The sequence below is a fragment of the Occallatibacter sp. genome, assembly GCF_049802275.1.
Taxonomy (GTDB): domain Bacteria; phylum Acidobacteriota; class Terriglobia; order Terriglobales; family Acidobacteriaceae; genus Telmatobacter.
The window spans coordinates 1-13,718 of record NZ_JBARMD010000052.1; the positions used below are offsets into that span (position 1 = coordinate 1).

General features: G+C 54.6%; 9 protein-coding genes and 1 tRNA gene. 4 read left to right on the forward strand and 6 right to left on the reverse strand.

What is annotated here, in order from left to right:
• On the reverse strand, positions 1-188 hold a 188-nt coding region (locus tag WA354_RS01670; RefSeq protein ID WP_472811272.1), incomplete at its 3' end, for a hypothetical protein.
• On the opposite strand from WA354_RS01670, the gene WA354_RS01675 reads away from it, so the two are divergent.
• The gene (locus WA354_RS01675; RefSeq protein WP_472811273.1) at positions 187-612 is read left to right on the forward strand and encodes a ComEA family DNA-binding protein; all 426 of its coding nucleotides are present in this window, start codon (positions 187-189) and stop codon (positions 610-612) included. The genes WA354_RS01670 and WA354_RS01675 overlap by 2 nt on opposite strands.
• A gap of 5 nt (positions 613-617) precedes the next feature.
• Here the strand turns inward: WA354_RS01675 and WA354_RS01680 are convergent, their stop codons facing one another.
• Positions 618-3,836 carry an efflux RND transporter permease subunit gene (locus WA354_RS01680; protein ID WP_472811274.1) on the reverse strand — a complete coding sequence of 1,073 codons (3,219 nt, stop codon included), beginning with the start codon at positions 3,834-3,836 and terminating at the stop codon, positions 618-620.
• Between the two features lie 30 nt (positions 3,837-3,866).
• Positions 3,867-4,970 (reverse strand): efflux RND transporter periplasmic adaptor subunit, encoded by a 1,104-nt coding sequence (locus WA354_RS01685; RefSeq protein ID WP_472811275.1) that lies wholly within the window; start codon positions 4,968-4,970, stop codon positions 3,867-3,869.
• A 730-nt stretch (positions 4,971-5,700) separates the two neighbouring features.
• Here WA354_RS01685 and WA354_RS01690 point away from each other — a divergent pair.
• A tRNA-Glu gene (locus WA354_RS01690) sits at positions 5,701-5,778 on the forward strand.
• Positions 5,779-6,069: 291 nt separating this feature from the next.
• On the opposite strand, the gene WA354_RS01695 is transcribed toward WA354_RS01690, so the two are convergent.
• Positions 6,070-9,060: a PAS domain S-box protein gene (locus tag WA354_RS01695; protein WP_472811276.1), complete on the reverse strand. Its 2,991-nt coding sequence runs from the start codon at positions 9,058-9,060 to the stop codon at positions 6,070-6,072.
• 726 nt (positions 9,061-9,786) lie between these two features.
• On the opposite strand from WA354_RS01695, the gene WA354_RS01700 reads away from it, so the two are divergent.
• On the forward strand, positions 9,787-10,251 hold the full coding sequence (locus WA354_RS01700; RefSeq protein ID WP_472811277.1) for a response regulator: 465 nt from the start codon (positions 9,787-9,789) through the stop codon (positions 10,249-10,251).
• Positions 10,252-10,319: 68 nt separating this feature from the next.
• Here the strand turns inward: WA354_RS01700 and WA354_RS01705 are convergent, their stop codons facing one another.
• Together WA354_RS01705 and WA354_RS01710 are read right to left on the reverse strand one after the other, a co-directional pair.
• Positions 10,320-10,976, reverse strand: coding sequence for a LuxR C-terminal-related transcriptional regulator (locus tag WA354_RS01705; protein WP_472811278.1), 657 nt, complete (start codon positions 10,974-10,976; stop codon positions 10,320-10,322).
• Between the two features lie 396 nt (positions 10,977-11,372).
• A complete protein-coding gene (locus WA354_RS01710) occupies positions 11,373-12,641 on the reverse strand; it encodes a class I SAM-dependent methyltransferase (RefSeq protein ID WP_472811279.1) in 1,269 nt (422 codons plus the stop codon).
• Between the two features lie 315 nt (positions 12,642-12,956).
• Between WA354_RS01710 and WA354_RS01715 the strand changes: the two genes are divergently transcribed.
• Entirely contained in the window at positions 12,957-13,682 is a 726-nt protein-coding gene (locus WA354_RS01715; protein ID WP_472811280.1) for a hypothetical protein, read from the forward strand.
• Positions 13,683-13,718: the final 36 nt, after the last annotated feature.

Genomic DNA, 13,718 nt, shown 5'->3' on the forward strand with positions numbered 1-13,718 from the left:
CGGGTGCCTTGGGTGTTGAGAAAGGAGAAATTCGCCATCGCGTCGCGTGTCAACCACGCAAACACCAGGCACCCGACGAGGACCATCAACAGAACAAGCAGGATCACCAGCCTGGTGCTGCCGAGAATTCTGCCGCGCAGCGTGCGGACCGATGCCGGTATTAACGGTGCAATGGGGGAAATTGCCATGTATCCATTTTTGCAGGAAACCGACTGTCCGTCTCCTACTTTTGGCGCAATCGTGTTGGAGGGCTTACGATTCGATTATCTGATGGCAGAGAATAGGCATGTGAAGATTCAGCTATCCTTTGAAATCTTTGCCCTCGCGCTAAGTTGTGCATTGACGCCAGGCATGGCATGCCTTGCACAACAAGTGCCAGTGGTCCAGACCGGCTCGCACGCAGGTCCCGCGCCAGAGGCGCGCGTCGACATCAACTCAGCAACTCCTGATCAACTTATGACAGTGCCGGGCATGACCCGTACCTGGGCCGAACGCATCATTCGCTACCGGCCCTATCGCGCGAAAAACGAACTTGTTGACCGTGGCGTCGTCACAAGCCAGGTATACAACCGCATCAGGGATTACATCATCGCGCATCGCCCGAAACCTTGACGATCTTAGACCGCTTCGTCCGCGTGCGCCACGTCGTGATCGTCTCCGCGCCGTAAGAGCCGGCTCAGCAGCACATACAACACGGGAATGAACACCAGGTTAAGCACCGTCGAGAACAACATGCCGCCCACGATCGTTGTACCCACGGAGCGCCTGCCCAATGCACCCGCGCCTGTTGCGAAGACCAAGGGTAGAACGCCAAGGATGAACGCGAATGAAGTCATCAAGATCGGCCGTAGCCGCAGTTCCGCAGCCTCAATCGCAGCCTCCGCAATTGACCGCCCTTTCCGCCGAAGCTGTTCCGCGAACTCCACAATCAGAATCGCATTCTTGGCCGACAACCCGATCAGCATCACCAGTCCGATCTGGCAGTACACATCGTTGGACATGCCGCGCAACGATACTAGCCCCAGTGCACCGAGCACCGCCATCGGCACCGCCAGCAGGATGATGAAAGGCAGCGCGAAGCTCTCATACTGCGCCGACAATGTCAGATACACCACCAGAATTCCTAATCCGAAAATGGTCAGCGCCCGCCCGCTCGACTCAATTTCATCCAGCGTCAACCCCGTCCACTCATAGCGCATGCCGGGCATCATGTTCTGCTTCGCCAGGCCTTCCATGCCGGTGATGCCCTGCCCCGAGCTGAATCCAGGAGCCGGTGAACCATCGATTTCCACTGCGCGGAACAGGTTATAGTGCGTGATGACCGGCGGCCCGGAACTCTCTTTTACGGTCGCGAGATTATCCATCGGAATCATCTGTCCAGAATCTGACCGCACATAGTAGTTATGCAAGTCCTTCGCCGTCATCCGATAGGGCTGGTCAGCCTGCACGTAAACGCGATAAGTCCGATTGTTGAAATCGAAATCGTTCACATACTGTGAACCCATAAAGACGCCCAAGGTGGTGGTGATCTGCGAAAGAGGAACGTTCATCGCCTTCGCCTTCTCGCGATCGATGGTAACCAATACCTGGGGATCGTTGGCCGAGAATGTCGTGATGAGACCCGTAATGTCCTTGCGCGCGCGTCCGGCTCCAACAATCTGGTGTGCTACACGATCCAGGTCAGAGATCGTATTCACTCCCGTATCTTGCAGCATGAATTGAAAGCCACCATAGCTCCCCACGCCGCTCACCGCAGGGGGCTGAATCACCGCAACCAGTCCGCCATTCGGCTGAAACATCAGCGAACTCAGCTTCGGCGACAAGTCCGCAACGATATCCGCCGCGGAGTGACCTTTGCCGCGACGATCGGCTGCAGGCTTGGTACTGATGAACATCATTCCGGCATTCGAAGCGTTACCCGTGAAACTGAAACCGACAATCGTGAACGCGCCGGCGATGTCCTTGTTGGAGTAGATGATGGATTGGGCTCGTTCAGCAAGTGCTTGTGTATAGGAGAGTGACGACCCCGGAGGCGCCTGAACAATGCCCATGAGAAAGCTCTGATCTTCCTGTGGAATGAAGCCGGTTGGAACCTTGTTATAGATCCAGACCGTTGCACCCAAACCTACGAAAAAAAGAAGCAAGAGCGCATAGCGCAGTTGTAGAGCGACGTGGATGATCTTTGCGTAGGTCCTGCCCAGCCAGGAAACGAACGCATCGGCGCCGTGAATGAACCCGGCAAAGGCGCGCGAGAGCGGTTGGATATGCAGAAAGTCGAGTTGCGCCGGCCGTGCCTCTTCTCCGCGCAAGAACATCGCCGACAGCGCCGGAGAGAGCGTCAACGCATTGAAAGCTGAGATGGCAATTGAAAACGCGATCGTCAGCGAAAATTGCCGATAGAGAATGCCTGTGGTCCCCGGGAAAAACGAAACCGGGACAAACACCGCAATCAATACCAGGGATGTCGCGATAACTGCGCTGGTCACTTCGCTCATGGCGCGTGACGTGGCTTCGTGAGGATTCGAGTGCTCCATAGCGATATGGCGCTGCACGTTCTCAATCACCACGATCGCGTCGTCCACCACAAGTCCTGTCGCCAGCGTGATTCCAAAGAGGGTAAGCGAGTTGATGGAAAAATTGAAGATCCGAATGAACGCAAACGTACCAATTAAAGAAACTGGAATCGTTACCGCAGGAATGATCGTCGCGCGCCAATCCAACAGGAACAGGAAGATGACCAGAATGACGATTCCGATCGCTTCAGCCAGGGTGACCAGCACTTCGCGGATCGACTCACCCACAACGGTGGTCGAATCGAAGGCTACAGCATACTCAAGCCCCGGAGGAAAGCTCTTGGAGAGATCCTTCAACACGGCTTTGGCTTTTGCATCCACGTCGAGCGCATTCGCGTTCGAAAGCTGCAGGACACCAATGCCCTGCGCAGACAAGCCGTTGTACTCGAGCATCGAGCTATAGTCTTCTGCGCCGACCTCAGAGTGACCGACGTTCTTAAGCAGGATCAACCCGTTGGCGTTGCTCTTCAGAATGATATTGTCGAACTGTTGCGGACTCGAAAGGCGGCCCACTACGCGCACGGGGATCTGATACGCCTGTTTGTCATTGGACGGCTGTTGCCCTAGCTGCCCGGCAGGGATTTCGACGTTCTGTTCCTGTAGCGCGTTAACTACGTCGGTTGCAGTAAGCCCATTCGCAGCAAGCTTCAGTGGATCGAGCCATACCCGCATTGCGTACTTGCGCTCACCGAAGATATTCACGTCGCCCACGCCGGGCACGCGCTTTAGAGCATCTTTTACGTAAACATCCAGGTAATTCGAAATGAACTCATGGGAATAGCGCCCGTCGCGCGTAAAGAAACCCGCACCGAATACAAAATTGGTGTTCGCCTTACTGATGGAGATACCCGTTGCATTTACCGCCGCAGGCAAACGTCCTGTAACACTGGCGACACGGTTCTGCACGTCGACCGCCGCGATATCCAGGTCATAGCCGGTCTGAAATGTCGCCGTGATCTGGCTGGTTCCATTGTTGGTGCTGGAGGATCGAATGTACCGCATGCCCTCCACACCGTTGATTGCTTCTTCCAGCGGAATTGTGACTGCTTTCTCCACCGTGTCCGCATTGGCACCCACATAATTGGAGACTACATTCACCTGCGGGGGCGCCAGAGTCGGATACATCGCGATCGGAAGATTGGGAATGCAAACTGCACCGGCGAGGATAATCAGCAGTGCGCAAACCGTTGCAAAGACCGGTCGATGAATAAAGAAATCAACAAACAAAATGAGCCCTCTTTCGTTGTGTTCCTTCGGCGCCATTGGCGCATCGCTCGTAAGCGGAGGTTTTGCTCAACCGGGTATGGGAGAAACCGGCATTCCGTTCACCAGGAACTGCGTGCTCGAAATAACCACCTGGTCACCGGCGTTCAGGCCCGAACTGACTGAGTAGGCATTCTCCACCGTGTCGCCCAACGTCACCGGGGTCTGTGCCGCGATGAAATGCCCATCTGGCTGTTTCCGCGCGACGAACACGAAAGTCTGTCCACCTTGTCGAGTCACTGCCAAGACTGGAACTACCGCCATCGGCTTCGTACTCCAGATCACGCGCGCCTTGATCAACTGGGCATTGCGCATGATATCCGGCGTGGCGTGCACCGGAGCCTTGGCCAGAATGCTCTGCAGACTCGGATCCACCTGCGGAGAGACAAAATCGATCTTCGACTTCTCCAGGAGCTTCCCGCTTGTGTCGTACAACTCCACGGCGAGCCCGATCCGCACCTGATCCGATCGCTCGGTTGGAATGTAAATGTACGCCTCAAGGTCACCGGGCTGATCCACCGTGGTCAGCATCGCAGTCGGCGACATCAATGGCGAAACGTAGTCGCCCAAATGCACCGGTATGTCGCCGACCACGCCGTCAAACGGGGCGCGGACGGTATAGTACGCAAGTTGCTGTTCCTGCATGTTGCGTGTTTGCAGTGCGGCTTCGTAGTCGGCCTTGGCATTGTCGTAGGCCTGTTGTGCCTGATCGAGCGCATCCTTGCTGGTAACCCCGGCGGCAAACAACTTCCTCTGCCGATCCAACTCGATCGCATCGTAGTCAAGAAGGGCCTTCTTCTGCCGCTCGGTCGCCCCCTGCGAAGCCACCTGCGCCTGCTGCTGCCGAGGATCAATCTCCATCAGCGCCTGCCCCGCCTTTACGCGTTCGCCGCTGTGTACCAGGATCTTGGTTAGGAGCCCGTTTACCTGGGGCAGAATCGTCGCCGACCGCCGCGACTTGATCGTCGCCATATATTCGCTACTCTGGGCGACAGGCTGGAGCGTTACCGCCACTGTTTTCACCGGCATGGCCTGCATTCCCGCCGCCTGCGGAGCCTTTTGCGCTCCCCGCTGGCAACCGATTGCAGCCAGGCTTATCAGCAATGCGCTGCTTACACCAAAATTGAATCTCAAAATAAAAACCCCTAACTTTGCCTCCACGCCCATTCCATCAGGCCAACGGAGCACGAAATGCAGCATTTATGGTACAACCCCGCGGTTGCCGACACGTGTGATGTGGCGCATAAAACCGGCACTTTGTTGAGAGAAAAATACTTAATTGTGACGCGCTTAGTTGATGCATGGAATCAGGCGATTGTCGCAAAAAAACGCCGTGGGAACACCGGTCATGTTGTCACCTGGTTTTTTGTGACCTCAGACGCTTTTTCCGGTGGTGCGAACGGGTTGAGAATCAGCACCACAAGCAATCCGAGGGTCAGCAAATCGAGATACCGATGTCGCTGCAATGACCCCGCGAGCCTAAAATCAGCTTCTCCAACCCCTCTTCAACCGAGACTCCTGCCCTAATGGATTTGCTTTGACGTTTGACGTACCGTCGATCTCCAGGTGCGCCTCTTCCCCTCAACCGACTGGCTTCCGGACCTAGAATTCCGGCCTCCGATTCATTGCGGAAAGGTACGCCAGACCCGCAAGAATGAGAAGCAATTTGGATGAAACTCATCGGTTATGAAAGCAAGAATAACGAACCAGAGTGATCGAAGAAACAAACCGCGGCTTCCCGTGGACAGTGTTCTCGTTCGGCTATCTCATTTAAAAGCTCTTTTGACAGGGCTGGAGCGGGTTGGTACCCTTCTTAAGGGCGCATATCCGGCCGTTCTGACCGTCTTTCTGCCCTTTCTCAAGCGTCCCCGTCGTCTAGCCCGGCCTAGGACACCGCCCTTTCACGGCGATAACACGGGTTCAAATCCCGTCGGGGACGCCAAATAAAAAGAATGCTCTACCCTTATTCCAAAGATTCTCATCTTGAGTGCTGCGCACGCTATGGGGATCAACAAAGACCCCTCTCAGCGCGCATATCCGCCTGCGGAGCCTCTGGAACGGTACGCGCAATAAGCTATTCAATTTGTTCATAGTAGAGACCACATGTCCGGACGAAAACTGGCGAAGATTGGGCGAGGGATTTTGCCAGGGAATAATGGCCAATTGCCATAACTCATTCTCATCAGATGACGTGGATTCGGTCAACTGAGACTCATGGGACCATTTCCAAAATTCAAAGATTTAGAACTTTTGCCGCCCGCGAAGAGCGGAGCGGGTCTAAGGGATCGTCCGCGGTGCCAACGGATTCGTACACCAGAGGAATCGTGGTTTCGACTCGTGTTCCCAGGGAGGCTGTGGAGGAGAAATTTATGGTTCCACCCACGGAGCGAACTCGTTCCCTCATGCTAATCATTCCAAGGCCGGCTCTATGTTCTGGAGCGTCGGGATCAAATCCAATACCGTCATCCCACACCCGCAACACTACCGAATTGCTCGTTCCCAACAACTCGACCTGCACTTTTCGAGCTTTGGCGTGCTTCGTGATGTTATGGAGACTTTCCTGGGCGACGCGAAAAATGCTCAAAGAAACATCAGAATCCATCACCATCGGCACTTGCAAAGACCGAAAATCGATTTCAATCCTGCTCTGCTCCGAGACCTCATTACACAAGCCGCGGAGGGCCGCCACTATCCCAAGATGATCGAGCTTGGAAGAGTGGAGTTGATGCGAAACACGCTGGATGTCCAATGAAAGCGCATAGGTCTTCCTCCAAATAGCATCAATCTTCTCATTGCTTTCGGGCGAGTGGTCCGAAATTGAAGACTTCAATTGCTGCAACTCGATCGCCAGCATGGCGACTTGCTGGTTGATATCATCATGCAGCTCGCGAGCGATGCGCGACCGCTCCTGCTCCTGGGCGTTGATGAGGCGGCCGCTTAGTTCCCTGATCGCCTGCGCATTTCGCTTTCGCTGCGTGATGTCCTCGTGCGAAATCAGTACTCCATGACCTGTTTTTCTCAGCGGAGTCACCGTCATCAAGAACCAGCGTCCGTCACTTCCCGATTCATACGCATATTCCAATTCGAAAAATTGGGTTCTTGCATCGTATACAGCTTGAATTCCCTCCAGTGCCACTGCTACATTCTGATCGCCGGTCTGCGCCAAAGCCTTGCACATTGCAAGGTAGTCGTCGCCAACGCGAAGGTCTTCTGTGTTTATCCCGTTGATCGCAACGAACTCAGGGCCTCTGGCAGTTGCCGCAACGATGACGCCACTGGAATCGAGTACAACCAAATGCTCCTTCAGCGATTGCAGGATCGATTGGTTCAGCTCGTTGCTTTCGCGTAACTTTTTCTCGGCCTGATGGCGCTCGGTGACGTCCCGAATAATCACTGTGAAGAGATTGGCACCACCGACATTGACTTGCGATATCGATGCTTCAATGGGGAACTCCTGCCCGTTGAGCCGCAGGGCTGCGATAGGTCTCAGGGCACCCATCGATCGATTGGTGTCTCCGTCTTCGCCGAAGCGCACGACGTGCTCACGGTGATGAGCGCGAAAACGCTGAGGGATGAAGCGCTCCACCGGATGGCCTAACGCTTCATCAGCGGAGCAGCCGAACATTTTCTCTGCTGTCGCGTTGAACACCACGATGCGCTGTTGTTCATCGATCGCGATGATGGCGTCCATCGCGGATTCTACGATGCCGGTGAGGCGATCTCGGCTCACACTTGCTGACTCTTCCGCACTTTTGCGTTCCAGGGCACTCCCGAAGATATCGGCGATGGTGCGCAAAGCCCCAACGAGATCAGGTTCCCATACTTGCCTGGTTCGAACAGTGGAAAAGCTCATGGCTCCAAACGGACTCTCGCCGCGGATGAGCGGAAATGCGGCGAAGGAGCGGACGCCCTGAGCGCCCAGATAATCCACCACTTCAGAAGCTTCAGGCGGCAGATCATCGAGGTCGGATACCAGCACAACGGTCCCTTGCGTCAGTTGCTTCGCGGCCCAGTTCAACTTCTGCAAATCGATAATCGTCAGCGGCGCGGAAGCCGTTGCACCGCGAGCACACAGCAGGCGAAGCTTTCCGGTCCCAGCAGAGAATTCGAACAACTTGATCCGATCAAGTTCAAAAAACTCGAGCACGTCTTGAAACAAAATCTCGATTTCGCTACCCACGAACTCCGCAGGAAGATTGATGAAAGCCGCGGCACAGTTCGCTATTAGAGCCTGGGCTCTGCGCCGGTACGCGAGGTTACGGGCCTGGCGCTTCTGGTTAATCGTCAGCCTGAACAGGCTCGCGATGAGAACTGCTTCAAGAAGCACGAGGCCGATCAGCCCTAGAATCTCCCACCTGTAGAGTTCCCATACCGAATACTCCCGGTTGATCACGTTGCTGCCCGGGGGAACTTTGTCCGTTGGGATACCCCAGCGCTTCATCTGTTTCCCGTCGAACTCGTCCTTCGACAGATTGCCGATGGTCAATGGGATTGCTCCCGGAGCTTCTCCACGGATGACCCGCACAATCAAGTTCCCGAACGCCTCTCCATTTGCCTCCATGTCAAGGAGGTTCCCGCCGACGATGCCCCTGCCGAGAAAGATCGAAGGCCAACCATAGATGGGCCGGTTTGTAGCAGCCGAAAAATTCGGGAGAATGCGCGCTGGAACAAAGGTCTCGCCCGTGGAGTCTCCAAAATAGGAAACAAAGACAGAGATCATATCCGGCGGCAAAGCTGCTACGGCCTTGAGATTCTCGGTGATGGTACCCGGAGCGAGCACCTGGAGATCGACCTGCCTGCGCTTTTCCCGCAAGTGTCTCTCAGCGCTCACGAGCGCGAGTTGAGCAAGGCTGCGGTCCACTGGAGTCGCGCCCACGATCAGCAACACCTGCCGGGCTCCCGGGTTCTGCGCCAGCGCAACCTCGACCGTGGGGCCAATGTTCAATGGCAACACCATCCCAGTCGAATTTAGGACAGGTTGCTGCGGCGGTATTCCGATACTCAGATAGAGGAGTTTGGCATTCGGAAAGAGCGCTTTTTGCCTGGTTTGCAGGAACTGGAGTGGATATTGGCCAACGGGCACGACAATGTCGATTTGTCCGTCGGCATACTTGTCGCGCAGATATTGTTCCATCGCAATCGCATACAAGGGATTGCGACCTAATCCCTCCTCGTCAAAAGACTCCGTGTAAATGGTGATTGGAGCATCCAGTGCTCGTTCCATTTCGCTTCGGATGCCGGCCTGAAATCTGTCCAACGCGAGAGAGTCTCTTCCCCCGAAATAGAGCATCAGAATTCTGACTGGACGGGTGATTGGCGCACTCCAGGAGAGAGTGGAGGCAAGGAGCAGGGGCGCGAATGAAAGACCGCGACAAACAAGTGGCCAGTTAAGTTCAGCCTGGCGTATCAATGCGGCCATCCGGCTGGCGAGCCGAGCTAGGGAAAAGACTCTCATTGCAACCTTCTGCCAACTTAACACGGGGGCGACTCCCTGCAACTCGGCGTCTTTCAGGCGCGATGGTCAATTCTTCGGAATGAAGATAATCCGCATTCAACGGAACACAATTTCAAATTGGTCTGCTAGTCCAAATTCTACGTCTTCAATCTATGGGAAATGTGATTTGGATCACACGGAGATCGGCCTAATGGCATTGATCAGGGTACTTTCACGCTCTTTGTCACTTATCGCACCAATGAGGAGTAACCTACCCGTCTAATCCTCAGGATGCACTGCGACCCGTCTCCACTGTGCATATTGACAGTAAAAGGTGAGCCTTGTCGAAGGCGAAGGCTGGATGGATTGGGGTAACCAGATTCAGCGACCGGATAATTAAAGAAAATAATTCAAATTAATCAACAAACCGTTAGTTCTGACAGTAGGCAGTACATGAATCCGGGATTAAAGTCCTGACTAAACCAAGAAAGGACGCTCGGTTTCTAGAGAAACGCCATGCCAAGTGCCCACTTCTTTAAGTTTGCAATGACGTCGGACACCCTCGGAGGTCAAGGTAAGAAGGGGCCCTGTGTTCGCATCTTGCTTGTAGACGACAGTATTGAAATCCTCGACCATGTAAGCAACATGCTTCGACCTGAATATGATGTCATCGGCAAGGTCGCCGACGGCAATTTGGTTTGCTCCAAAGTGGCAAGCCTAAGTCCGGATGTCATCATTCTTGATATCTCACTGGGAGACAGAAGTGGCATCGAGATTGCCCAGCGCCTGCGAGAGCAGGGTTATGCGAAAGAGATCATCTTCCTCAGCGTCCACGAAGATCCTGATTTCGTAATAGCTGCGATCGGCGCTGGAGGCCGAGCCTACGTAACCAAGCCGCGAATCACTGAAGATCTCAGATCGGCGGTCAAGGCTGTGCTCTCACATCAGGTCTTTATCTCTGCTCCGTTGAAATGGGAGTGAGCCTGCCAAGTACGGCGCCGCTCCGGTTCCGAGCGTTCTCAGTAACCTCAATCGCTTGCAGATCCGGTCTAGGAACGGGGAGTGACGATATGCTCTTGAATTGCATATTGAATCAAATCCGCGTTTGTCTGGAGGCCGAGCCGCTCCATGAGCTTGTATTTGTGAAACGCAACCGTGCGAGGAGTCAGCGTCAGGACATAGGCGATTTCTTTCATCGTTCTTCCCTCTGCTAACAACTTGAGAACTTCGCGCTGTCGACCCGTGAGACTCTCCCGGCTCAGGTGCGAATCGTTTTTCTCGAGAGATGACGACTCGGCGACAGCACGCATGATCGATTCAGAGATGTAGTGTTGACCCTTGAGTACTTCGCGAACGGCAGTCAAAAGCTCCGCCTGATAGGAAGGCCTCAGTAGATATCCGGAGACTCCACCTCGAAGCGTTTCGGACGCGACGCCAAGATCAATGGTCGGCGTCAGGTAGACCATCCGGACCATTCGCGTCAGCTTCTTGATACGTATACGCGTCTCCAAACCATTCTTTGAGTTCTCGCCAACGTCAAAAATGATGACGTCTGGTCTAAGCTCCGCAACCGCGGCCAAAAGTGCCGGCTCGCCCGCCAGGATTCCGACCACTTGAAACTCAGGCCGCAGGAGCTTCGCATACTCCTCTGAGAGGAGAATCTGATCGCTTGTGATCAGTACCCGCGGCCACTTTACGGGACTCATTTCAATCTCCTTGCACCGGTCGCACCGCATTCGCAGCAGAGCCACCGCCGCCACTCTGTCGCAAAGTGCGTCATAAGAAACGAGAAATCAAAACATAACAACTGTTGGCTTGCCCGCTCGCTTTGCCGCAAGGCGGGAAAACTCTGCTCCCGCGAGTGAAATACCCTGCGCCTCATGCCGAAGAACGACAGAATCAAGACACATCTTCACCAGCGGATATTTCACCTCTTCGGGGATGCTACCTTCGCTTGCGCTAAGTGCCTACTGTCAAAATGAACAGGCTGGGGTGCATTCGAGGTTCGGGCGAGGAGGGACAGAGCTGCCCAGCGATTCGCCGGGCCTCTTCAATCGCACCTTCCCGCAAGCCGGGGTTGCGAGCGTTTCGATGAGCCAGACTTACGAGATGTCCGTGCGAAGTCCCGATGTGTCAAATACCACTTGATCCTGCCACCAAAGCTGCTCAAAAAACGAACGCGCAAGATCGACGTCCCTGGTTTGTTCGATGGGGGTGGATGTAGTCTGGACGATGTCTTCGATGCGGCGCTTTCCGTCAATCGAATCAAAGAATCGCTTTTGCGTGGCGTTAATGGGCAGAAACAGGTCCCTGAACGTGTGGGCCCTATTGATAAGAACGGAGGCAGCGCCCGGGGGCAACCGGTCGAGCACACAAACCGTATCCGCTATGCGTACAGGCACATAATCAAGCCAGCCGTCTTGCGAGAAATCTATCCGCTGGAGTTCCGCACAGGTTTCATCCCGATAGACCACTGCGCTGTGGCGGACCATGGTGCCCCGAAAAAGCTCCACGGCGGCATAAAGCTCGTTCAAAGTCAGTTTTGCCAGCAGGTCTGCCTGGGGAAGGCTGGGGATCACGCCACACTTTGAACTGTAGGGCGCCTGCCGGGTCCATCGCCCGAATTTCAGGCCGGCGCGATCGAGAAAATCAAAGAACTGCGGTACTGAATAGGCTCGGTCCTGCGGGTGCAGGAGAGCATCGGCAAGTTCCGCTTCATTACCAAAATCCGGCGCCACGCGTAAAACGGTTTCCAGGGGGTGTCCGGGCGGCAGCAATTTGAGCGCAGCCACAAGATCTCGAATTGCTTCATCCGATGCTGAGATACCGAGCTTTCTGCAGAACTCCTGCAGCATATAGATTCCGGTTCGTCCGTACGGAGCGTAGACCATAAGATGCATCGCTCCGTCCGGATTGAGCACGGTGCGTAAGGCGCTCAGGCCCGCGTCGGGGGCAACAAGATGATGTAGAACCCCGGTACAGACAATCTGATCGAAACTTCTGCCTAACTCGCCTGCTCGCTCGACGGCTAACTGCTGCACTTCGAGATTTTTGAGGTCATACTTTCGCTTGAGATCCTCAGTTTTGCGTAGGCTCGTCGCGCTGAAGTCAATGCCGGTTACCTGGGCCTCAGGCCAGCGCATCGCATACTTCGCTGCCTGCGAGGTCCCGCAGCCGGCGATCAGAATTGAAAAGTCTTCCCTGTAAGGCTGTGCGGGCCAAAACAGGTGAAAATCCGCGATACGTCTTTGACGATCGTTCCAAAGCAGTCCATAATTTGCCAGATCATCCACCGGACGAGGATAGGGATACTGGTTATAGAAGTTCTGAACTTCCTCTGCTGTACCGGTTCCTTCCGAGGACCTGCTCAATGTAATTCTCCGCGTGGCCAGGCGGGCCGTTGGTTCGATCAGTAGTACGCCTGCACGCATGTTCCTGGCAGCAGCCTAGTTGGGATGTCAGAGCTGCGGGAACTGTCAAAAGATACAGTAGCATCCGCATCCGTTCGTTTGATCTTGGCTGGAAAAACATCGTAATGCGAGGGTGGGCCTGTAACAACTAACAGTTTCCAACGCTCACGTGCCGTGATGCACTGACTTACGGACGCCAGGGTCCTTTTGGCGCTTAGTGTGAATGATCTGGATGTCTGACCAATGCGTGTACGAATTGGAGTGGTGAGAGGAAATATGAAGATCAAAGCCCGCAGCATGAGCGCAGCATTAACCTCCGTCTTAGTTTTTGGGTCATTCGCAGGATTTGTTTGTACTGCCAATGCGCAAAGCCCAGAGATGCAGCAACGCATCGCGGAAATCAAGCAGGCTTCCGCGAAGAACAAGCAGGCTCTCATGTCCTATAGCTGGAATGAGCAGGACACGATCAGCCTGAAAGGCGAAGTAAAGAAGGTACAGCACTACCAGGTACGTCTTGGGCCGGATGGTAAGCCACAGAAGACGTCTTTGGATCCCCCCGAGGATGCGGCCCCGCCAAGCGGCGGACGTATGAAACAGAAGGTGGTTGCAAAGAAGAAGGAAGAATACAAAGACTACGCAGAGTCAATGAAGGCTCTGGCGCAACAATACGCGCCACCTGATCCAGCAAAAATACAACAGGCCGCCGCACAGGGCAACATCACCTTGGGGCCGGTTGCCGGCTCCCCAAGTCAAGTGCAGCTTGTAATTAAGAATTATGTGAAGCCTGGCGATTCGATGACGCTGGTCTTCGACAAGGAACAGAAATCGATCGTCCGTGTTCAGATCGCGTCCTACATGGATGACCCGAAAGATGCGATGAACCTCACCGTGAACTACAGCAAGCTGCCGGACGGGACGAATCACATTGACAGCATGGTTATCGACGGAGTGAGCAAGCAATTGAACGTCGCGATCCAGAATTCCAACTACGGGCATGTCTAAGTCCCCAAGGGCCCCTGCCTCTGGGCAGAAATAAAC

Coding starts and splice junctions, on each gene's coding strand:
- WA354_RS01675 (WP_472811273.1), top strand. CDS start 187: ATGTATCCATTTTTGCAGGAAACCGACTGTCCGTCTCCTACTTTTGGC.
- WA354_RS01680 (WP_472811274.1), bottom strand. CDS start 3,836: ATGGCGCCGAAGGAACACAACGAAAGAGGGCTCATTTTGTTTGTTGAT.
- WA354_RS01695 (WP_472811276.1), bottom strand. CDS start 9,060: ATGGAACGAGCACTGGATGCTCCAATCACCATTTACACGGAGTCTTTT.
- WA354_RS01700 (WP_472811277.1), top strand. CDS start 9,787: ATGCCAAGTGCCCACTTCTTTAAGTTTGCAATGACGTCGGACACCCTC.
- WA354_RS01705 (WP_472811278.1), bottom strand. CDS start 10,976: ATGAGTCCCGTAAAGTGGCCGCGGGTACTGATCACAAGCGATCAGATT.
- WA354_RS01715 (WP_472811280.1), top strand. CDS start 12,957: ATGAAGATCAAAGCCCGCAGCATGAGCGCAGCATTAACCTCCGTCTTA.